The sequence below is a fragment of the Pseudogracilibacillus amylolyticus (SeqCode) genome (genome assembly GCF_051918545.1).
In the GTDB taxonomy this organism is placed as follows: domain Bacteria; phylum Bacillota; class Bacilli; order Bacillales; family Amphibacillaceae; genus Pseudogracilibacillus.
This window is the reverse complement of sequence record NZ_JBPPZG010000045.1, coordinates 1-22,067: the sequence shown is the minus strand read 5'-3', so window position 1 is coordinate 22,067 and position 22,067 is coordinate 1. Positions and strand designations below refer to the sequence as shown.

The following is a 22,067-nucleotide window of genomic DNA, read 5'->3' as shown; positions in this document are numbered from 1 at the left end:
GGAGCTGGAGGGCAGTCGACTCCTGCGGGAAAAGCACGTGTCTGAAGACTCAGAAGCAGTGGGTTTCTGCTTCGGAGGCTGAAGCCGTGCCCGCGGAAAGCGTACTGCCCGGAGGCGGAAATCAACGGTATACCAACTACCTTAACAAATTTTCACTATTCAACAGTATCCTTCATCTACAATATTAAGATACACCTGTTGAAATAAAAATAAATCATTTTGTACTAGCCAAACCATTTACCTCATATCCATTACATTTGGGTCACGGCCGGTTCTTTCTCCGCGATCTAATTTTGCTATCTCTTTCATGTCTTCCTCACTTAATTCAAAATCAAATACTTGGAAATTTTCACGAATTCGTGATGGAGTAATTGATTTTGGGATAACGATGGAATTTTCCTGTATATGCCAACGCAGAACAACTTGTGCAGGTGTTTTACTGTATCTGTTGGCGATTTTTTGAATAGTTTTGTCTCCGAGTAAGCGTCCTTTTGCTAAAGGACTCCAAGATTCAATGTAAATATTATGTTTTCTACAAAATGCTTTTAATTCTTTTTGTTGTAAATATGGATGGCATTCAACTTGATTTAATACAGGTGTAATTTCACATTCATTAAGTAGCCGCTCGAGATGTTCAATATGAAAATTACTAACACCGATTGCTTTAACTCGGCCTTCTTTATATAACTTTTCCAATGCTTTATAAGTCTCAATATAGTTGTCGTACATTGGAGTAGGCCAATGAATCAGATAAAGATCTAAATAATCAAGAGCTAGTTTTTCTAGGCTTTCCTCAAATGCTTGTAAGGTTTTTTCATATCCATGATGGCTATTCCACACTTTTGTTGTTATAAACAGATTTTCACGTGGTATGTCACTTTTTTTAAGTGCTTTCCCAACTCCTTCTTCATTTTCGTAAAACTGTGCAGTATCAATGGAGCGGTATCCAACCTTTAATGCGTGTGAAACAACATCAGATACTTCTTCATTTAAAACCTTATACACACCGAGTCCAAGTTGGGGAATACGTACAAGATTATTTAACGTTATGTAGTTCATAAATAGTCCATCCTTTCTAAACTTTCTTAGTTTCTAGCTTATCATAATACGTAGGGGAAAATGCATAATTCCTTTCATTTTGGTTAAAGTAAATATGCTAAAATTAGGTTGTTTTAGAAGGAAAGGACGAGTACTATGGCAAAAGAAAATGAAAATCATGAAACAAATATTGAACATGATGATACATTAACAACAAGACAGGGGCATCCTGTTACGAATAATCAAAATATACGTACTGTCGGTAACCGAGGGCCAGCGATGTTGGAGAACTATGATTTTATTGAAAAAATAAGTCATTTTGACAGAGAAAAAATACCGGAAAGAATCGTCCATGCTCGTGGTGCAGGTGCGCATGGGTTTTTTGAAACATATGGAACAGTAGGGGACGAGCCGGTCTCTAAATATACTCGTGCAAAAGTATTTCAAGAAAAAGGAAAAAAGACACCTGTTTTTGTCCGTTTTTCAACAGTTGTTCATGGAACTCATTCACCAGAGACAGTTCGGGACCCACGAGGATTTGCTGTAAAGTTTTATACGGAAGATGGTAACTGGGACTTAGTAGGAAATAATATAAAAATTTTCTTCATCCGTGATGCGATGAAATTTCCAGATATGATCCATGCATTTAGACCGGATCCCATAACGAATTATCAAGATAGTGAACGGTTCTTTGATTTTTGTGCAAATTCTCCTGAGTCATTTCATATGGTTACGTTTATTTATTCACCGTGGGGCATCCCAGCCAATTACCGGATGATGCAAGGTTCTGGAGTAAATACGTATAAATGGGTGAACAATGAAGGAAAAGCGGTTTTGGTCAAATATCATTGGGAACCAAAACAAGGAATCAAAAATTTAACGCAAAAAGAAGCGGAAAAAATTCAAGGTAAAAATTTTAATCATGCTACTCAAGATTTGTATGAGGCGATTGAACGTGGAGAATATCCGGAGTGGGAATTATTCGTCCAAATAATGGAAGATGGTCCACATCCAGAACTTGATTTTGATCCGCTTGATGATACAAAATTATGGCCAGATGATCAATTTCCGTGGTTGCCGGTAGGTCGGATGGTATTAAATAAGAACCCTGAAAACTATTTCACGGAAGTGGAACAGTCTGCATTTGGAACAGGTGTCCTCGTTGATGGACTCGATTTTTCCGATGATAAAATGCTGCAAGGACGTACATTTTCTTATTCCGATACACAACGCTACCGAATCGGAGCAAACTATTTACAATTACCAATTAATGCTGCCAAAAAACGAGTCGCGACGAATCAAGAAGGCGGTTTTATGCGGTATGAAGCAGAAGCTAAAGGTAAGAAAAATCCACATGTGAATTACGAGCCATCTATTTTGGGAGGGCTAAAAGAAGCAGAACAAGTAGGGACAGAACATACCCCGCATGTGGAAGGAAACTTGGTTCGTGAATCGATTGATCGAGATGACAACACGAAGCAAGCAGGCGAAACGTATAGACGTTTTGAAGATTGGGAAAGAGATGAATTAATTTCCAATTTGGTTAATGATCTTTCCACATGCGATCAAAGAATTCAGGATAAAATGATTGCTTTAGCTGAACAAGCGGATGAAGAGTATGGACGTCGTCTTCGTGAAGGTCTTGAAAAAGCGCCAAAAGATGGGACAAGTAAAAATCCACTCGGGTATAAAGATGCGGAAAAGGCACCGGAACAAGCAGTTGATAAGGGGAAAGATGCAGAACCTTATTAATTAGGGTTGCACTGACACTTCAGTTTGATCATTCGTTGTTTGTGTGTTCCAGCGCTAATTCATTTCATTCACTGAATAGTTGTCAAAACAGCTAAATTTTGAGAGTAATTGCTACACAAAACATGAATTTTAAGGCAATGATACGGGGGTTCGTTGTGGATAAAGCAGTTTTTCTTGATCGAGATGGTGTGATAAATGAAGTACTCAGTCATCGTGTAAAATTTGTCAATAAACCGAAAGATTTCTATTTACTTGACGGTGTAGGTGAGGCAATTAAAAAATTGAACAATTTAAATTACAAAGTATTCGTTGTCACAAACCAAGGAGGCATAGGACTCGGGCATATGAAAGAAACTGCGTTAGAAGATATTCATGCGAAGATGCAACAAGACTTATCTCTATTTGATGCCAAAATCGATGATATCGCGTATTGTCCTCATAAACCAAATGAAGGTTGCATATGCCGGAAGCCTAAGCCAGAAATGATTTTTAACTTGGCCAAAAAACATAAGATAGACTTAGCGAAAAGTTATCTAGTTGGTGATAGGGCACCTGATATTGAAGCAGGAAAAGAAGCAGGAGTAAAGACTGTTTTGGTAGGGACTCGAAAGGAACAAGCAAATGCGGATTTAAAATTTAGAGATTTATTAGAATTTTCGAGTTGGCTTGAACAAAATCATGAAGATGCTTTCAAATAAAATCAAAAGAATCCAACGCTTCGCAAAAATAACTGAAGGATGGATTCTTTTTTTGATAAAAAGCTTGTACAAGTTTATTAAAAATTATTATTTCTGTTCAAACAATTCTATAAACCTTTCTGCACTTTTGGATATATATCTGTCTTTTAACCAAATGATGGCTGATTTAGAAACAATGGTTGTATTTACTATTTTTAAAACGGATACATTTTTTGTATTCTGTTTTAACAAAGTGGATTGTGGAACAATTGTAGCCCCAAGCCCCTCATTTATAAGATCCAATAACATATCTACGTTTGGTGATTCACAAAGAATAGTTGGTTTTAATCCTTCCTCCATAAATTTATCCATAATAATTTCAAATTGTCCTACACCTCTGATTCGGTGTAATAATAAAAGTGGAATTTTTGCAAGGTCTTTCATAGAGATACTAGTCCTAGTTGGATCATCAATCCAATTATTATGGACAACAGCTACGTACTCTTCAGACGGTAGTTCGAGAAAGTCAAAGCCATTCATGTCTATAGGTAGGCGTATAAATGCTAATTCAATCTCTCTTTCGATTAATTGTTTCGCTAAAAAATAAGAATCCCCTTCTATTAACTGAAACTTTACTTTTGGAAAACTTTGCTGGTAAATGCTTATTTTTTTGGGGATATGAGAAAAACAAGATTTATTGCACCCGATAGATAAAGTTCCTCGAACTCCTTTTCCTGTTTCTTTCACTTCAATAATTGTTTCGTCAATTTTATAAAATATTGTCTTTGCCTTTTCATATAAAACTTTACCTGCTTCTGTTAATTCCATCTGTCTGCCATTTCTTTCAAATAAAAGGACACCGAGATTTGCTTCCAATGCTTTTAATGCTTGACTTAGCGGTGGCTGGGCGATATGTAGTTTTTTGGCTGCTCTTGTAATTTGACCTTCATTTGCAATTTCATAAAAATACCGTAGCTGTTTAATGTTCATTGGACGAGTTCACCTCACTAGTATATGATTTTAATATAGAAAACAAACAATTTTAATATTTTACATATATCATAGCATATATGATAATGAGATTAATACAAAAAATTACATGGAAAAGGTTTTCATTTCCAAGTTGTGTTTTTAATTCGTTTTTTAAATTAATCCTATTCTAAATGTACAGAAAACGATACAAAGAGGTGATGTATAAAAATGTAAATGAAAGCGCTGTTATAGTTATTATACACCAAAAATCTAAAGGCGAAAATTTTACAACTTTAAGGAGGAATTTACCAAATGGGAGCTAAAACAGGTAAGGAATATAAAGAGAGATTACAGAAGGCTAAAAATAATGTATATGCAAATGGTGAGAAAGTAGAGGATGTAACGACACATCCAGCGTTTAAAAACGTTATTGATTCGATGGCTAAACTATATGATTTGCAACACGAAAAGGCGGATAAAATGTTGTACACATCTCCAACTACTGGAGATAAAGTAGGAATGACATTCAAACACCCGACAACAATTGATGATTTAATCGCAAGAAGAGAGGCAATTCAAGAATGGGCACGTTCACATAATGGAATGATGGGTCGTGCACCAGACTATCTTAACGCGGAAGTAATGGCGATGGGAATGAATAACGATTTATTTGCTGAAGCAGATCCACGTTTTGCGAAGAACGCTCGTGATTATTATGAGTATGCTCGTGAAAACGATATTAGTTTGACACATACATTAATTCATCCACAAGTAAACCGTGCAAAAGCGCAGCATGAACAAAAAGACGCAAATGTTGCCCTACATTTAGTAGAAGAACGTTCAGACGGAATTATTGTTGACGGTATTCGTTTACTTGCAACTCAAGGAGCAATCACTGATGAAACATTAGTATTCCCGTCAACGGTTAAAAAAGCTGGAGAATTAGATGATCCATATTCACTAGCGTTTGTTGTACCGAACAACGCACCTGGAATTACTCATATTAGCCGTGAACCATGGGATTACAAAGATAACAAATGGGATTATCCATTATCCTCCCGTTATGAAGAAGGAGATACAATTATTTCGTTTAACAACGTTTTCATCCCTTGGGAAAAAGTTTTTGTTTGCGGTAACTCTTCTGTTTGTAACCGTACATTCGGCGAAACAAATGCGGTAGTTCATATGTCACACCAAGTTGTTGCTAAAGCAATTGTAAAAACAGAGTTTATTTTAGGGGTAGCGCTTAGTATTATGGACGCGATCGGAATTGACCAGTTCCAACATGTCAAAGACAAAGGTCGCGATATTATGATTACACTTGAAACAATGCGGTCACATCTATATCGGGCTGAACATAATGCAAAACTCGATAAATACGGAACAATGAACCCTGACTTTGCAGCACTTGATGCAGCACGAAACTGGTACCCGCGTATTTATCCATCTTTAACCGAAATCATTCGGGTACTTGCAGCATCAGGACTAACTGGAATTCCAACTGAAGCTGATTTTGCAAACGAAGACATTGGACCAATTATTGAACGTGGATTACAATCTAAAAATCTAAACGGATATGAGCGTGTGCAATTATTCCGTCTCGCTTGGGACTTAACTGCAAGTGCATTCGGATCCAGACAAAACCATTACGAATACTACTTCTTTGGAGATCCAGTTCGTATGGGAATGACTTACTTTGATAATTTTGAAAAAGAACCATATAAACAGCGTGTAGCAGATTTTTTAAAAGAAGCAACCAAACAACCAAGTAAATGATTAAAACCGATAAAAGTTAGGGGGATAACGAAATGAGTTTTGATATTACGAGAACTGGAAGAGCCGTGTTACATGTAACCGATTTGAATGCTTCGAGAAAATTTTATGTTGACGCTTTAGGTTTTGTGGAGACGGAATCTGATGAAAATAGTATTTATTTACGAGGATATGAGGAACAAGGGCATCATAGCCTCTTGCTGAAAAAAGCAGATAAGCCAGCTGTTGAAGTAATCAGTTATAAAGTGTATGCGGATGCAGATTTAGATCAAATTGAGCAAGTTGCAATTAAAAATAACCTTCCTTATACATGGTTAGAAAAAGGCGAGCAACATGCAATTGGCAGAGCTTTACGTGTGCAAGACGTTTCAGGACTTTCCTTAGAGTTTTTTGCAGAGATGGATAAAGTGGAAAGTTTATTACAACGTTATGACTTACACAAAGGTGCAAGAGTACAGCGTATCGACCATTTAAACTGTTTAGTGCCAGATGTTCAAAAAGCGTATGATTTTTATAATCAAGAATTTGGATTCAGAAGTTCAGAATATACAGAAGATGATGAAGGAAGTTTATGGGCCATTTGGACGCACCGGAAAGGGAATGTACATGATCAGGCATTTATGAATGGTGATGGACCTTTGCTTCATCATATCGGATTTTGGTTGCCAGACCCACTCGCTTTAATTCATGCTTGTGATGTTTTAGCTTCAATGGGGATGGCTGATAGTATCGAGAGAGGACCAGGAAGACATGGATTGTCAAACGCATTTTTCTTATACTTGCGCGATCCAGATGGACACCGAATTGAATTTTATTTTGGAGACTACTTTACAGGTGATGGAGATTTTGAACCAAAACGCTGGAGTGTTCATGATAAGACACGTCAAACATTCTGGGGTCATGAAGCACCAGATAGCTGGTTCGATGAAGCGTCAACGTTCTTACACGTTATAACTGGTGAAGAAGTAAAACAAGAAAAAGCAACATTAACACTTTACAAGCCTGACTTTACCATGTGATTGGCTGTAGTTTGAAAGGAGAAGGGAAATGGAAGTAATTTATCTCACACATTTGAGTACATTAAAAAACTTGGAACCCCATGTGATGGCGATTGGTTTTTTTGATGGTGTACATTTAGGCCACCAAGCATTATTTAAACATGCAAAAGAGCAAGCAAGAAAGCTAGGAATTAAAAGCTCTGCATTAACGTTTAGCCCACATCCTGATGAGGTAATAAAAGGGGATTCTAACAGGAAATATTTAACACCTTTACAAGAAAAAATAACTAAAATCTCACAATGTGGTATAGATAAATTATATGTAATGAAGTTTGATAGAAAGTTCGCTTCCCTTCCTCCTATGGATTTTATTAATAAATACATTATTGGTATGAACGTAAAACATGTCGTAGTTGGTTTTGATTTTACTTTTGGTTTTAGGGCGCAAGGTAACACGAAAGTTCTGGAAAGAGAATCATTCAAAGGTGACTTTGAATTGACCGTTGTACCACAAAAGACATATTTAAATACGAAAATTAGCTCAACAGAAACACGGAAGTTACTTGGTAAAGGCAATGTAGAAATAGTTCCTCATTATTTGGGAATGAATTATCAAGTAAAAGCCTTGATCGATGAGTCTTCTCAGATGGATAACACTTTCTCGGTTGATATTACTGATCGATACATTTTACCAAAACCAGGAATTTATGAAGTTAATATTATTATTAATAAAGAAGTATATGTTGGAGAGTTTACTATTTTAACCAATTTAAAAAATGAACTAATTATTTATGATCTAGAAACTTCGGACTTAAAAGAAGAACTTACTATTGAGTTTTTAAATAGATTAAGAGTAAAGCGAGCAGTTTTAGTTTAACAAAATTAGGGAGGGACGATAGATGGATGATCGAACGTTTAGAAATGCGATGGGCAGGTTTGCAACAGGTGTAACGGTTATTACAACGCAAACAAAAGATGAAGTACATGGAATGACAGCAAATGCATTTATGTCGGTATCACTCACTCCTAAATTAATTACTATCTCGGTCGATAATCGTGCAAATATGCTTGATAAAATAAAAGAATCTCAACAATTTGCTGTGAATATTCTTTCCGATAAACAACAGGATATATCGATGCATTTTGCGGGACAAACGAAAGAAGAAAGAGAAATTGATTTTGGATTTATCGAAGGAATTCCGATAATTCAAGAAGCATTAGTTTCTGTTGTATGCGACTTAGATACTTCTTATGTAGTAGGAGATCATACGTTGTTTATTGGTAGAGTAATTGATATTAAAACAACGGAGGGAGATCCACTAACATTCTACGCAGGAAGATATGGAATAAATTCAGTTGTAAGTTAATCAGAATAGAGAAAAGAGACCAGTTTTTTGCTGGTCTCTTTGTGACGAAGTATAGCTTAAAGCTACTAATTGTATAAAAGAAAATACGAGGAGTTGATCGGTAATGCAGACAATAAAGTTAAAATTACGCGGAATAGAACAATTGCTTGAGGGGCGAGTTCAAGATCGGGAAACAGTAGAAATTCAAGGGATTGACTATCAGACAGATACATTACCATTTGATGTACCAGTGAATGGAACATTATATGGCACCCTTTTGAACTATCAAGGGGCATTTGAAAAACTAGAACCTTCAATGAGTGAAGATCCGTATAAAAATCCACCTAAAGCTCCTGTTTTATATATAAAGCCAAAGAATACATTCATTAGTCATGGAAAGGCAATCCCTCTTCCTCAAGATGTAGAAGCTCTTGAAATGGGAGCAGCACTTGGCATCGTGATTGGAAAAACGGCAACAAAAATATCAGAACAAAATGCACTCGATTATGTCGCTGGTTATACGGTTGTTAATGATGTAAGTATTCCCCATGAAAGTGTTCACCGTCCAGCTGTAAAGGAAAAAGCGCGCGACGGCTTTTGTCCGATTGGCCCGTGGATTACTGCACGTGAGTCGGTCCAAAACCCAAATGATTTACATATTACCGTATCTGTAAACGGAGAAGTAAAACAAGAAAACACTACAAAAAATTTAATTCGTTCCGTTGAAAAACTACTTGCTGATGTAACAGAATTTATGACATTAAATAAAGGAGATGTTTTACTAGTAGGTGTTCCGGAAAATGCACCACAGGTAAAAGAAAATGATTTAGTAAAAATCGAAATTGAAGGTATTGGAGCAATTGAAAATAGAATTATCCCAGAAAATGATGTCATAGGAGGAGATTTAGCATGAAGCGTGCACGAGTAAGTTTCGGCGGACTAATTCAAGATGCGACAGAAGTTAACGGTAAAGTAAGACTAAATGATGGGCGAATTGTGGAAGAAAAAGATGTTGTCTGGTTACCACCAGTTGAGCCACAAACTGTATTTACGCTAGGACTTAATTATGCAGACCATGCCGCTGAACTATCTTTTAAAGCTCCAACAGAACCGTTAGTTTTCTTAAAAGGTCCTAATACATTTATCGGTCATCATGGGCATACGGTACGTCCAAGCGATGTAACATTTATGCATTATGAGTGTGAACTCGCCGTTGTGATTGGTAAAACGGGAAAAAATATAAAAAAAGAAAACGCTTATGACTATGTATCAGGATATACAATTGCGAATGACTATGCGATTCGTGACTATTTAGAAAATTATTATCGTCCAAATTTACGAGTGAAAAACCGGGATACATGTACACCGATTGGGCCATGGTTTGTCGATAAAGAAGCTATTGAAGATCCGATGAATTTAACTTTACGTACGTACATTAACGGAGAGATAAAACAAGAAGGAACAACTGCGGACATGGTGTTTGGCATTCCTGAACTAATCGAATATTTAAGTTCCTTTATGACATTAAACGAAAATGACCTCATTTTAACAGGGACTCCCAAAGGTTCGGTTGATACAAAAGTTGGTGACGTGGTAATAACAGAAGTTGAAGGTATTGGCAGACTAGTGAATACAATTGTTGGTGAAGATTATTAATCTACAAAATAAAAAAAGGGGAAATATGCATGCCACACTTAACTTTTGAGTATACAGACAATATAAAGGATGAATCAGATATTCCGTCATTATTAAAAAAAGCTAATGATACGTTACTACAACATCAAGATGTCATTCCAATTGGAGGGCTACGAACGAGAGCGATTGAATTAAAAGACTACCGTGTAGCAGATGGAAGTGAAGATGATGCTTTTGTCCATGTTATATTAAAACTCGGTAGTGGACGCACAGAGGAAGATATTAAGAGAGTATGCGATGACCTTTTTAAAACAGTGAAAGATCATTTTGCGGGGATTTTTGAGAAACGCTACTTGGCATTATCGTTGGAAATCCATGAATTCACAAGACCGACCTATAAACAAAACAATATCCACTTGCGGTATAAATAACACATAAGCGTGGACTGAAATCCTCTGATTTGCAATTGTGCTCATTATTTAGTTTTGCGTTGACCTCCCATGCCTTCGTTCAAGGTGAAAATTAATGAGAAGAGCGTCGCGGTGCTCTCCCGCGCCTTTGATCTAAGTGAAAATTAATGAGAAGAGCGTCGCGGTGCTCTCCCGTGCCTTTGATCTAAGTGAAAATTAATGAGAAGAGCGTCGCGGCGAGCTCCCGCGCCTTCGTTCTAAGTGAAAACTTATGAGAAGAACGTCGCGGCGACCACCCGCGCCTTCGTTCTAAGTGAAAACTTATGAGAAGAACGTCGCGGCGACCACCCGCGCCTTCGTTCAAGGTGAAAATTAATGAGAAGAACCCGCAGAACTTACCTATGACCTTATAATTTATATATGGGGAATGTCTCAGAATCTACCCAGTTAAAAAAGCTATCGAGTACCTCCTCGATAGCTTTTAAGAAAACTTTTTAATCATTTCGATGTTTAAATGCTTCTAATGTATTGAGCTTATGTTTTCTTGTAAATGTTTCAATTTCTTTAGAATCCGCATTTTTTTCAATGAGCTCGATGATTTTATTGTGTTCATCAATTGAATGAGGAGTTCGTTTAGGGAAAAATCTAAACCCTGAATTACGAACTACATCGAGACGTTCCCACATTTCTTTGATCTTAACAAGAAGTAATTCATTCGGACAAAAAGAGTAAATAAAGTAATGAAATTCTCTGTTAACATCAGCAATTTTATCTAGCTCATAATTTTGTAAGTATTCACTCATTCGTAAATTAATTTCTTTTAATTTTTGAATTCCTGACATATCTATATGAGGCGCACTTAAAGCAGTTGCATAACCTTCTAGTAAAGCTAAAACTTGTAACGTTTCCATATAAAGTGAATCGTTAATTCCTTTAACTATGGCTCCAATATTAGGTTCGTAATCAATTAATTGTTCAGACTCCAATTGATGAATGGCTTCACGAACAGGTATATGACTGGAATTAACCTCCTTCGCAATTTGATCGATTATTATTCGTTGCCCTGGCACATATGTTCCATCAAGAATTCTAGATCGGATAACTTGGTATGCGTATTGTCTTTTGTTCATCTTTTTATTATTAATCATATATTAAATATATAAGAATTGATATATTATTGCAACAAACTTCCTGTGAATAGATTATGGAAAATATGTGACAAGTACGATAGGCATGTGAAAAAGTGCAAATTTTTTGTCAAAACTACTTGATAACATATATTTAATAATATATGATTGACATTAAGAAAAATAAAAAAGGGGGACAATTGAAGGGATATTTTTTTAAGTTATCTTTGAAAACGCTTTAATCTGAAAAAAGAACTACATATCAACAAAAGGAGTGAGGTAAATGTGTAACAACTTAACAGAAAAAATGAAAAGTTCCCTTCCGTTACTAGCTATTTTGGGTATTTTATTTTTGGCAGCATGCGGGGGAAATGATGATGCAGCGGATGCTAAAAATGATAAAGATAGTTCCAGTGGAGAAGAATATGAATTAGATTTTTCACACTTTTTCCCACCAACACATTTCATGGAAGAAGAGGTTCAACAATTTGCGGCCGAATTAGATGACGCAACGGATGGAAGAATTCAAATTACATCTTATCCGGGTGCATCACTAGCGGCTCCAGATGAACATTTTGATGCAGCTGCGACTGGGTCTGTTGATTTTGGTTTAAGTGTACACGGTTACACACCAAATCAGTTCCCGATGACTTCTGTGATGGAATTGCCATTTATGTCAGAATCTTCAGTAGAAGGATCTAAAACATTATGGGAATTGTATAACGAATTTGAGGAGTTTAATGATGAGTATGCAGGTACTGTACCATTATGGCTTTATACAACCGATCCGGCTCAATTATATACAGTGGACAAGCCTGTTAAAAGTATTGATGATCTAAAAGGAATGAGAATCCGTTCCCCTTCCCCAGAAACAAGTGAGTGGTTAGAAGCACTTGGAGCGACACCTGTCTCTATGCCAATGAATGAAAATTTTGAAGCATTAGAACGTGGGGTTGTTGATGGAACAATTGCACCATGGGAAGCAGTAAAAACATGGGGATTAGATGAAGTAATCAAGTACGCAACAGTTGGAAACTTCTATTCTACTACCATGTTCGTTGTTATGAATGAAGATGTTTTTAATAGCTTTAGCCCCGAAGATCAGGAAACGATTCAAGAATTAACCGGTGATAAAATGATAGAAAAAACAGGTGAAGTTTTTGATCAGTTTGGACAAGAAGCTATTGAACAGGCAAAAGAAAAAGGCGTAGAAATCTATGAATTAAGTGATGATGAATTAGCAGAATGGAGTGAATATATTAATCCGACAATTGAAAATTGGATTAATAGTGTTGAAGAAAAAGGGTTACCTGGACAGGAATTGTATGATCGTGCAGTTGAACTAACCGGGAAGTAAATTAGGGGTGAAGGCACCATGGCAAAATGGATAGAAAAGTCAGAAAAAATTTTGGATAAAATAGTTGACATACAACAGTTTATTTCGAACATGTTTCTATTATTCATTATGACAATCATTACGATTGATGTACTAGGTCGAAATCTATTAAATAAGCCTTTAAAAGGAACTTACGAACTGACAGAACTCGGTGCAGCCTTACTCGTGTTTTTTGCTTTAGCAATAACACACCGTAAGGGAGAACATATAACAATTGATTTTATTGTTGATAAATTTTCAGCTAAGGCAAAAAATATGTTACTCGGAATTGTAGAAATAGTAATAGCGGTAATTTTATTCATCATGTCTAACCATTTATTTGATAATGGACTTCGTATGATGGACAGAAAATCAACGACGACTGATTTGGCTATTTCTGTTCACCTATTTCTTTTTATTATTACATTTACGCTTATAATATTTGCTCTTACAGCAATATTTAAAGCGATTCACTATTTTGGATTGGCGGTGAATAAGAAATGAGTCCAGAAGTTATAGGTATAATAGGGATTATCGTATTACTTGTATTATTTCTAATTCGGATTCCCGTCAGCATTTCTTTAATCATTGTAGGAACATGTGGCCTCGCATTGATTAGGGGATGGGACTCAGCGCTTGTGCAATTGGGAACAACACCATTTTCAACTGCAAGTTCTTATTCGTTAAGTGTGATTCCATTATTTATTTTAATGGGAATGTTCTTATCTTATAGTGGATTTGGGCATGATTTGTATCGAGCCGTAGACGCTTGGATTGGACATGTTAAAGGTGGACTTGCCATTACAACAATAGGCACAAGTGCAATGTTCTCCGCTATTTCAGGATCCGTTAATGCGACAACTGCTACGATGGCAAGAATTGCTTTACCGGAGATGAAAAAATATCGTTATGACGATGAATTATCTACATCCTGTGTGGCTGCAGGTGGTACACTCGGTATTTTAATTCCGCCAAGTGTGATCCTTGTACTATATGGTATATTAACGATGGAGCCGATTGGAAAATTACTCATCGCTGGTCTTGTTCCCGGCTTATTACAGATGGCATTATTTATGATCGTTATTTATATAATGGTCTTAAGAAATCCGGCACTCGCACCGGTCACTGAAAAGAAACCATTCAAAGAAAAAGTGACATCTTTGAATAGTGTTTGGCCATTTGTATTTTTGTTCGTTCTAAGTGTTGGAGGTATATATTTTGGATATTTTACTCCAACTGAGGCAGGTGGCGTTGGTGCATTTGGAGCATTTCTCTTAGCGGTTATTACGAGAAGATTAAGTTGGGCTGACTTTAAAGCTTCATTAAGCGAAACAACAAGATTAACAGCAATGATCTTTTTCATATTAATTGGTGCAGATATCTTTAGTAAATTTCTTGCATTAAGCCGAATACCGGTAGCAATTACTAAATTTGTTTCTGAATTAGCATTACCCGCGATGGTAATTATGATATTTATTTTAATCGTGTATTTTATCCTAGGTATGTTTTTAGAAGGAATTGCTATTTACGTACTTACACTTCCAGTTGTCTATCCATTAATAACAATGTTAGGATTTGACGGTATTTGGTTTGGAGTAGTGATGATATTTGTCATGAATATGGGTCTTCTTACTCCACCACTTGGCTTAAGCGTCTATATTATAAGTGGTGTGGTAAAAGATATACCGATTCAGCGTATTTTTAAAGGAGTTATCCCAATGTTGCTCACAATAATATTGTGTTTAGTATTGGTCGTTATTTTCCCGGAGATCGTAACATTTTTGCCGGATTTAATGAAATAATTGAAATGACAGGAATAAACAGTTTACTTTTGTAGACTGTTTATTCTATGTAAGTGAGTCGACTTTATAAATGGTAACTCGCCGACAAAACGTTAGAGCCGTTCTATTACGTCATCAGCCGATAAATCATTTTCACCTCCGATAAGGTTGCACTACCGCTGATATAAACATGCGCTCCGCCGTTATCCCAAGGAAATTCGCAGATAAAACAGTTAACGCCGTTCTATTTCGCCATCAGCTGATAAAATCATTTGCATCGTTGATATAACCGCACCACCGCCGATGCTAGGGAGCTTTAGCTGAACAAAGGTTTTACGGTCGCCCGGAGAAAGCGCCACCTAGAATATAAACGAATATCTAAACTTAATGGCTTCGGATTTTAAAGGAAAATATTGGATTATGAAATTATTTCAAGTCTGAAAAATAAAAAATAGATAAATATAGTTGAAATCATATATTATTTGGTATATTATTTATATAACAAATTTTTTAAGGAAGTTTTTTAGAGAATATAAATAGAATAGGAGAAGATATGTATGAGTATTTATGATGAGGCAAAAAAGAAATTAAGGGGTTCCATCTGTCCGGTTATTACACCATTTAAAGAAGACGGCTCAATCGATGAAGAAACATTTAAAAATTTAATAGACTGGCAGATTGAAAGTGGAAGCCACGGTATTTCTGTAACAGGAACAAGTGGAGAGCCCAGTTCTCTAACAATTGAAGAACGTAAACGTGTGATGAAACTTGCGAAAGATACAATCGATGGTCGTGTGTTTTTTGCACCTGGAACAGGGTCTACAAACCACGATGAGACGATGGAATTAACGAAATATGCAGAGGAAATCGGTGTAGACGCTGCAATGGTTATTGTTCCTTACTACAATAAACCGAACCAGGAAGCACTATACACACATTTTAAAACAGTTGCTGATTCAGTAGAAATCCCAATTATTATCTATAATATCCCTGGTCGTACAGCAGTGAATATGGAAGTAAGCACAATGAAGCGTCTTGTTGAAGATTGCCCGAATATTATTGGTGCCAAAGAATCGAATAAAGATTTTGAACATGTAAATCGTGTGTTATTAAATTGTGGTCGTGATTTTCTATTATATTCAGGAATTGAGTTGTTATGCTACCCAATGCTTGCAATCGGTGGAGCAGGTTTTATCAGTGCAACTGCAAACGTTGAACCGAAAAAAGTTGCTGAACTTTATAATGCGTGGGAAGCGGGCGATGTGGCCAAAGCACAAGACTTACACTTTGAATTAATGCCTTTAAATGATGTTCTATTTAAAGATACAAATCCGACAGTTGCTAAAGCGGCACTTGGTATGATGGGGAAAATTACTCCAAAACTTCGCTTACCGCTCGGATTGCCATCTGAAGAGTTACAAGAGGAAGTACGTGAAACATTAGTAAATATGGATATTCTTGATAAACAATCCGTTTAATAAAATGCGAAATAACTTTAGAATGAAGGATAGGTGAGCAAAATGGCTAATACTTTACAACATATTACACAACCTGATATATCGCTTTATATTAATGGCGAATTTGTCCAAAGTGTAGCAGGTGAAACATTCGAAAATTTCAACCCTTTTACTAACGAAAAAATTAATGTCGTTCAAGAAGGAAGAAAAGAAGACATTGACAAAGCGGTTGCAGCGGCAAGAGAAGCATTCGACAATGGTCCTTGGAGAACGATGAAATTAAAAGAGAGAATGGCTTATATTTATAAAATTGCTGATTTAATTGATGAAGAAGTGGAAAATATTGCTTACTTAGAGTCGTTAGATACAGGCCTACCTATCAAACAAACTCGTAATATGGTAAGTAGGGCTTCTGAGAATTTCCGCTTTTATGCAAGAATGGTAGAAAGCCGTCTTGTAGGTGATGCGTATCAAGTTGATGATCAGTTTATCAACTATACGATTAATGTTCCGGCAGGAGTTGCGGGACTAATTACACCTTGGAACGCTCCGTTTATGCTTGAGACTTGGAAAGTTGCTCCAGCACTAGCAACCGGAAATACTGTTATTTTAAAGCCTGCTGAGTTTTCTCCTTTATCCGCAAACTTGCTTGCACAAGTAATTGATAAAGCTGGTCTTCCAAAAGGAGTATTTAACGTTGTTCACGGGTATGGTGAAACGGCAGGCGATGCATTAGTAAAACATGCTGATGTACAACTTATTTCCTTTACTGGAGAGACAACGACAGGTTCGACAATTATTAAAAACGCTGCCGATACATTGAAGGAGACATCAATGGAGCTAGGTGGTAAATCACCAATCATCGTATTTGATGATGCCGACTTTGACAGAGCATTAGATGCCTGTATATGGGGGATTTTCTCTTTTAATGGTGAAAGATGTACAGCAAATTCTCGTCTTTTCCTACAGGAAGGAATTAAAGACAAATTTATTGAAGCATTAAAAGAACGTGTTCAACACGTTAAAATTGGCGATCCATTAGATGAAACAACGGAAGTAGGTCCACTTATTCATACAGAACATTATGATAAAGTAGTAAGTTATTTACAGATCGCAAAAGATGAAGGCGCAGAAGTAATTACCCGGGAAATACCTGACGAGTTTAAACGTGGGAATTTTGTTGCACCAACGATGATTATTAATGTGAAAAACAGTATGCGTGTAGCACAGGAAGAGATTTTTGGACCGGTATTAACAGTAATGACGTTCAAAGATGAAGCAGAAGCGATTAAGCTAGCGAATGATATTGATTATGGTCTTGCAGGATATGTATGGACAAATGATATTAAACGCGGCCATCGCGTCGCCCAGCAAGTTGAAGCAGGAATGCTTTGGGTCAATGCACAAAATGTTCGAGATTTACGGACACCATTTGGAGGCTCAAAATCTTCCGGTATTGGACGTGAAGGTGGACATTATGGATTTGATTTTTACACAGAAAAAAGGATTATTCATGTAGCAATTGGAGATAATCCTATACCTCAGTTTGGAAAGTAATAATTTAAAAAATCCTCTAATCGTAAGTTGATTAGAGGATTTTTTTGAATTATATGTCGGTAAGCTCTACTTGCGGTTATCAAATCAACGGGCTTAAAAGAAATTAATACGTTACGGCGTCCCGGGTCAAATATCAGCGAAATTACAATTATATCAGCGATCCTGATTAAATATCAGCGAAATTACAATTATATCAGCGATCCTGGTTAAATATCAGCGAATTTACAATTATATCAGCGATCCTGGTCAAATATCAGCGAAATTACAATTATATCAGCGATCCTGGTTAAATATCAGCGAAATTACAATTATATCAGCGATCCCGATCAAATATCAGCGAATTTACGAATATACCAGCGCCCAACGTAATATAACGGCAAGTAGTTCGAAATAAAAATCCCAAAATCAAAAAATCAATTTCGGGATTCAATCTGCTATTAATCAATCAAATTTCCAATCGATAAATATTTAGTTTCTAGATATGGTTCAATTCCTTCCGTACCACCTTCACGGCCTAGTCCACTTTCTTTCATTCCACCAAATGGGATGTGGGCTGCCGATGGTGCACCATCATTCCAGCCGATGATCCCATAATCAAGGTTATCAAACAAATAGTTTCCAACTCGATAATCGTTTGTGAAGAAATAAGCTGCAAGCCCGTATGGAGTGTTGTTGGCAATGTCAATGGCCTCATCAATTTCACTAAACGTAGTGATTGGAGCAACAGGACCAAACGTTTCTTCGTGCATGATCTCCATTTCATCTGTTACGTTTGTAAGAATCGTTGGATAAACGAAGAAGCATTTTGTATTCTCATCAACATCATACTCTGCACCAGCTAATACTTGTGCACCTTTGTTTACGGCGTCTTCGATTTGATGAACTATTTTTTCATAACTGCCTTCGTTAATTACTGGACCGACATCGGTATTTTCGTTTAAGCCGTTACCAACGACAAGTTGCTTTGTCCTCTCGGCAAGTTTAGTTGAAAATTCATCAACAATTGATTCATGAACAATAATTCTATTGGCACAGACACAAGTTTGTCCAGCGTTACGGAATTTCGTAACAATTGTTTGTTCAACTGCTTTATCTATATCAGCGTCTTTTGCAACAATAACTGGTGCATGACCACCAAGTTCCATCGTAACACTTTTTACTGTATCGGCACTTGCTTTAATTAGAGCCTTTCCAACGGGTGTAGAACCAGTAAATGTTAATTTTTTCACTAAAGGACTATCTGTAAATACTTTCCCAACGATTCGGCCTTTTCCATTTACACATTGTATCACATCTGTAGGGATGCCTGCTTCATGTGCTAATTCGGTAAGTCGTATTGTTGTTAACGGTGTTTCTTCGGCCGGTTTTACAATAAACGTACATCCTGCAGCAAGTGCAGGGGCGGCTTTACGGGTCATCATCGCTGCCGGAAAATTCCACGGTGTAATTGCCGCCACCAGCCCAATTGGATGTTTGCTTACTAAAAGGCGTTTTCTATCTACATGAGCGGGAACTGTACGACCGTAAAGACGTTTAGCTTCTTCGGCATACCAGTCAATATAACTCGTTGCATAGTCGACTTCGCCAATCGATTCAGCGAGTGGTTTTCCGTTTTCTTTTGTCATAACCGTTGCAATTTCTAGTTTATTTTTTTGGATTAATTGCGACCATTTTTCTAGCAGTCGGCTACGTTCATGGGCATTTGTCTTTTTCCAAGATTGAAATGCTTCATGACCTGTTTGAAGCGCCTTATTAATCTCTTCTTCACTGTTTCGTGTAATTGTTGCTAAAGTTTCTCCAGTTGCAGGATTATTAACTGTAAATGTGTTAGACATGATTTATACCCCTTTATGTAAAATGATAAAACCTATTTAAATGTACTCTATTTTAGTATGAATTATAATAAACGGAAAGAAAAGTACCAGATTTTAAGGAATTTAGGGACCAGAAATCAATTGTTATGTGAAGCTTTGATTGCTTTGAATTTATTATTATGGTGTTGGGTATCCTAAGGACGTTTATTCATAATTTGTTCGAAAATCTGATATTTAGGAGAATAGGAAAATGAGAAGGAAAATATATCCGATAGCTATCATTTTTTCGCTTCCTTTAGTAGTCATCATTTTTTTTATTATAAATCAAGGACGTTTTGAACAGCATTCCCCAATTTCCACTCCTTCTGAAAAAGGATTATATTTGGAATATGATATTGAATGGCAAGGTTTTGGTAAGCCAAAAATTGAGTCGATTGAAATAATAGATGAAACAGGGGATATTCAGCTCGAACAACTAAATACGAGTACGTTCATTCAACAATTGTCTGAAGATAATAATCTTATGACGGAAGATGTGGTAAAAGAAAATTATCTCCAAGCTTCCGATTATGAAGTAAATGATTCTTCTTTTCGACTTGTCTTTCACATAGATGATCACCATAAAGATAACTTAGCTTCGGTTCAAACATTAACTATTCGATATAAAACTTTCGGAATAAGCAAGGAGCAGCAAATAAAAGTTGAAAGAAATTCCTGGCAATAGTAGGGTATAGCAATAATATTTGCATAGTTAAAAACACCTATTTAATTGGAGAATACGTACAAAACGATATAATAATAGAATCTTTTAGAACTTTAAATCCGCTAGTAATGCGGATTTTTTCTTTTGACAATCCATATTTAGGAGTAGAATTACCGAAAGTTATGGATTTGTCCCAATGAATAAGATAAGATATACTAATGGCAAAGGACTAGATCTAAAGAACTATGGAAAGCGGCGATAGAAATATGACACCTAAATATAAACTGAAATTATTTCTTGTATTACTCGCTTTTGCAATTGTTGTTACGTTCACTATAACGACAGTGGATTATGTACGTTTAAAACAACAGACAATTTCGGACAACGAGCTTCATATAGAACATGTTACGGAATCAGTAAAGTATGCGCTTCACACAATTGATAAAGCGTACGAGCTATTAGATAAAGAAACCGCGGAAAAAATGAAAAGACATACCTCTTACTTACAGCAAAAATACAATGAAACTCCAAACTTTTCTACGTGGGATTTTCCTGCATTGTCGAAAGAGATAGGCATGGATATTTATATCTTGGATGATGAGAATAAAATAATTTATAGTAATGAAGAAAACGAAGTAGGGTTGGATTTCTCTGTTTGCTGTAAAACGTTTAATACAATCCTCGATGAACGTAGAACTTCCGGTGAACTTTATATTGATGGAATCGATGTTGATCAGAAAAGCGGAGAGGTAAAAAAGTTCAGCTATATGGCTACAAATGATAAAAAATATATGATTGAGTTAGGCTATAGTTTAGAAAATGAAGCAATTTTTCAAGAGTTTAATTTTTTAAAAATTGCTGATGAATTAGTAAATGAATTTACCTTAATTGAAGGGCTTAATATTTTAAACTTTGGTGGTTTACCATTTGGAACTGTAAAAAACCAAGACGCAACACCTGAACAGAGGAAAGCTTTTGAGCAAGCAAGAGAAACAAATAAAATTGTAGAGATAAACAATGAATTTAACGGGAAAGAAGCAGTTTATCGTTATATCCCGTATCAATCTGCTTATGATAAAGGTAGCACCAAAACGAAAGTGGTAGAGCTAATATATAATGAAAATTATTTGGACTTTCTTCTTCTTAAAAACTTAAAAGTATTTATTGCTCAATTAATTGTTATTTTAATAGTAACGATATTAGTTGCTTCGTTAATTGCAAACTGGTTTGCAAAGCCCGTTTATTTAGCATTTCATGATAGTTTGACAAAATTAAAGAATCGGGCAGCATTTGATGATTGTTTACAGAATTCATTAGCTAAAAGAGATAAAATTACTGGGTTATTGATGATGGATTTGGATAACTTTAAATTAGTGAATGATTATTTAGGACATGGTCGAGGTGATTATTTACTTAAGCGCATCGCTCAAACGATTAAGGATGCGGTAGGAAAAGACTATGAAGCATTTCGTCTTGGTGGAGATGAGTTTGCAATTATTTTACCAGATTCAACAAAAGATGAAGCAAAAAGCGTTGCTCAAAAAATTATTAATTTATTGCAAGAAACATTAACAATCGAAAAAGAAATAAGTACATTATCGGTTTCTATTAGCGTTGGAATCGCTTTATCAGAAGCAGATGACAGCCAAGAT

20 protein-coding genes are annotated in these 22,067 nt (G+C 36.1%); 16 read left to right on the top strand and 4 right to left on the bottom strand.

The genetic code is table 11. From position 1 onward, the window contains the following. Window positions 1-237: 237 nt before the first annotated feature. On the bottom strand, window positions 238-1,059 hold the full coding sequence (locus ACPYKA_RS07295) for an aldo/keto reductase (protein WP_479541688.1): 822 nt from the start codon (window positions 1,057-1,059) through the stop codon (window positions 238-240). A 135-nt stretch (window positions 1,060-1,194) separates the two neighbouring features. Between ACPYKA_RS07295 and ACPYKA_RS07290 the strand changes: the two genes are divergently transcribed. Both ACPYKA_RS07290 and ACPYKA_RS07285 read left to right on the top strand, forming a co-directional pair. After that, window positions 1,195-2,790, top strand: coding sequence for a catalase (locus ACPYKA_RS07290; protein WP_479541687.1), 1,596 nt, complete (start codon window positions 1,195-1,197; stop codon window positions 2,788-2,790). Between the two features lie 155 nt (window positions 2,791-2,945). Further along, entirely contained in the window at window positions 2,946-3,488 is a 543-nt protein-coding gene (locus tag ACPYKA_RS07285) for a D-glycero-alpha-D-manno-heptose-1,7-bisphosphate 7-phosphatase (protein ID WP_479541686.1), read from the top strand. 87 nt (window positions 3,489-3,575) lie between these two features. Here the strand turns inward: ACPYKA_RS07285 and ACPYKA_RS07280 are convergent, their stop codons facing one another. Then, window positions 3,576-4,457 (bottom strand): LysR family transcriptional regulator, encoded by an 882-nt coding sequence (locus tag ACPYKA_RS07280; protein WP_479541685.1) that lies wholly within the window; start codon window positions 4,455-4,457, stop codon window positions 3,576-3,578. A gap of 294 nt (window positions 4,458-4,751) precedes the next feature. Here ACPYKA_RS07280 and hpaB point away from each other — a divergent pair, with 294 nt between their 5' ends. From hpaB to ACPYKA_RS07245, 7 genes are all read left to right on the top strand, one after another. Further along, a complete protein-coding gene (gene hpaB / locus ACPYKA_RS07275; RefSeq protein ID WP_479541684.1) occupies window positions 4,752-6,215 on the top strand; it encodes a 4-hydroxyphenylacetate 3-monooxygenase, oxygenase component in 1,464 nt (487 codons plus the stop codon). 32 nt (window positions 6,216-6,247) lie between these two features. After that, complete coding sequence (hpaD, locus tag ACPYKA_RS07270) at window positions 6,248-7,231, top strand: 3,4-dihydroxyphenylacetate 2,3-dioxygenase (RefSeq protein ID WP_479541683.1); 984 nt, start codon at window positions 6,248-6,250, stop codon at window positions 7,229-7,231. Window positions 7,232-7,259: 28 nt separating this feature from the next. Continuing rightward, window positions 7,260-8,087 (top strand): bifunctional riboflavin kinase/FAD synthetase, encoded by an 828-nt coding sequence (locus tag ACPYKA_RS07265; RefSeq protein ID WP_479541682.1) that lies wholly within the window; start codon window positions 7,260-7,262, stop codon window positions 8,085-8,087. A 22-nt stretch (window positions 8,088-8,109) separates the two neighbouring features. Continuing rightward, the gene (locus tag ACPYKA_RS07260; protein ID WP_479541681.1) at window positions 8,110-8,577 is read left to right on the top strand and encodes a flavin reductase family protein; all 468 of its coding nucleotides are present in this window, start codon (window positions 8,110-8,112) and stop codon (window positions 8,575-8,577) included. A 103-nt stretch (window positions 8,578-8,680) separates the two neighbouring features. Continuing rightward, window positions 8,681-9,469 carry a fumarylacetoacetate hydrolase family protein gene (locus ACPYKA_RS07255; protein WP_479541680.1) on the top strand — a complete coding sequence of 263 codons (789 nt, stop codon included), beginning with the start codon at window positions 8,681-8,683 and terminating at the stop codon, window positions 9,467-9,469. Beyond that, a complete protein-coding gene (locus ACPYKA_RS07250) occupies window positions 9,466-10,212 on the top strand; it encodes a fumarylacetoacetate hydrolase family protein (RefSeq protein WP_479541679.1) in 747 nt (248 codons plus the stop codon). The genes ACPYKA_RS07255 and ACPYKA_RS07250 overlap by 4 nt, the downstream gene beginning before the upstream one ends. Before the next feature lie 29 nt (window positions 10,213-10,241). Next, entirely contained in the window at window positions 10,242-10,622 is a 381-nt protein-coding gene (locus ACPYKA_RS07245; RefSeq protein WP_479541678.1) for a 5-carboxymethyl-2-hydroxymuconate Delta-isomerase, read from the top strand. Between the two features lie 473 nt (window positions 10,623-11,095). On the opposite strand, the gene ACPYKA_RS07240 is transcribed toward ACPYKA_RS07245, so the two are convergent. Then, entirely contained in the window at window positions 11,096-11,731 is a 636-nt protein-coding gene (locus ACPYKA_RS07240) for a GntR family transcriptional regulator (RefSeq protein ID WP_479541689.1), read from the bottom strand. Window positions 11,732-12,011: 280 nt separating this feature from the next. Between ACPYKA_RS07240 and ACPYKA_RS07235 the strand changes: the two genes are divergently transcribed. From ACPYKA_RS07235 to hpaE, 5 genes are all read left to right on the top strand, one after another. Then, window positions 12,012-13,085, top strand: coding sequence for a TRAP transporter substrate-binding protein (locus ACPYKA_RS07235; protein ID WP_479541677.1), 1,074 nt, complete (start codon window positions 12,012-12,014; stop codon window positions 13,083-13,085). A gap of 18 nt (window positions 13,086-13,103) precedes the next feature. Continuing rightward, window positions 13,104-13,607: a TRAP transporter small permease gene (locus tag ACPYKA_RS07230; RefSeq protein ID WP_479541676.1), complete on the top strand. Its 504-nt coding sequence runs from the start codon at window positions 13,104-13,106 to the stop codon at window positions 13,605-13,607. Beyond that, the gene (locus tag ACPYKA_RS07225) at window positions 13,604-14,905 is read left to right on the top strand and encodes a TRAP transporter large permease (protein ID WP_479541675.1); all 1,302 of its coding nucleotides are present in this window, start codon (window positions 13,604-13,606) and stop codon (window positions 14,903-14,905) included. Before ACPYKA_RS07230 ends, ACPYKA_RS07225 begins: the two co-directional genes overlap by 4 nt. A 536-nt stretch (window positions 14,906-15,441) precedes the next feature. Then, complete coding sequence (hpaI, locus tag ACPYKA_RS07220) at window positions 15,442-16,362, top strand: 2,4-dihydroxyhept-2-ene-1,7-dioic acid aldolase (RefSeq protein WP_479541674.1); 921 nt, start codon at window positions 15,442-15,444, stop codon at window positions 16,360-16,362. A gap of 42 nt (window positions 16,363-16,404) precedes the next feature. Next, on the top strand, window positions 16,405-17,898 hold the full coding sequence (gene hpaE / locus ACPYKA_RS07215; RefSeq protein ID WP_479541673.1) for a 5-carboxymethyl-2-hydroxymuconate semialdehyde dehydrogenase: 1,494 nt from the start codon (window positions 16,405-16,407) through the stop codon (window positions 17,896-17,898). Between the two features lie 437 nt (window positions 17,899-18,335). On the opposite strand, the gene ACPYKA_RS07210 is transcribed toward hpaE, so the two are convergent. Further along, window positions 18,336-19,733, bottom strand: coding sequence for an NAD-dependent succinate-semialdehyde dehydrogenase (locus ACPYKA_RS07210; RefSeq protein ID WP_479541672.1), 1,398 nt, complete (start codon window positions 19,731-19,733; stop codon window positions 18,336-18,338). A 229-nt stretch (window positions 19,734-19,962) separates the two neighbouring features. Between ACPYKA_RS07210 and ACPYKA_RS07205 the strand changes: the two genes are divergently transcribed. Continuing rightward, window positions 19,963-20,436 carry a hypothetical protein gene (locus tag ACPYKA_RS07205; protein WP_479541671.1) on the top strand — a complete coding sequence of 158 codons (474 nt, stop codon included), beginning with the start codon at window positions 19,963-19,965 and terminating at the stop codon, window positions 20,434-20,436. Between the two features lie 245 nt (window positions 20,437-20,681). Further along, a partial coding sequence (locus ACPYKA_RS07200; protein ID WP_479541670.1) for a GGDEF domain-containing protein occupies window positions 20,682-22,067 on the top strand: 1,386 nt, incomplete at its 3' end.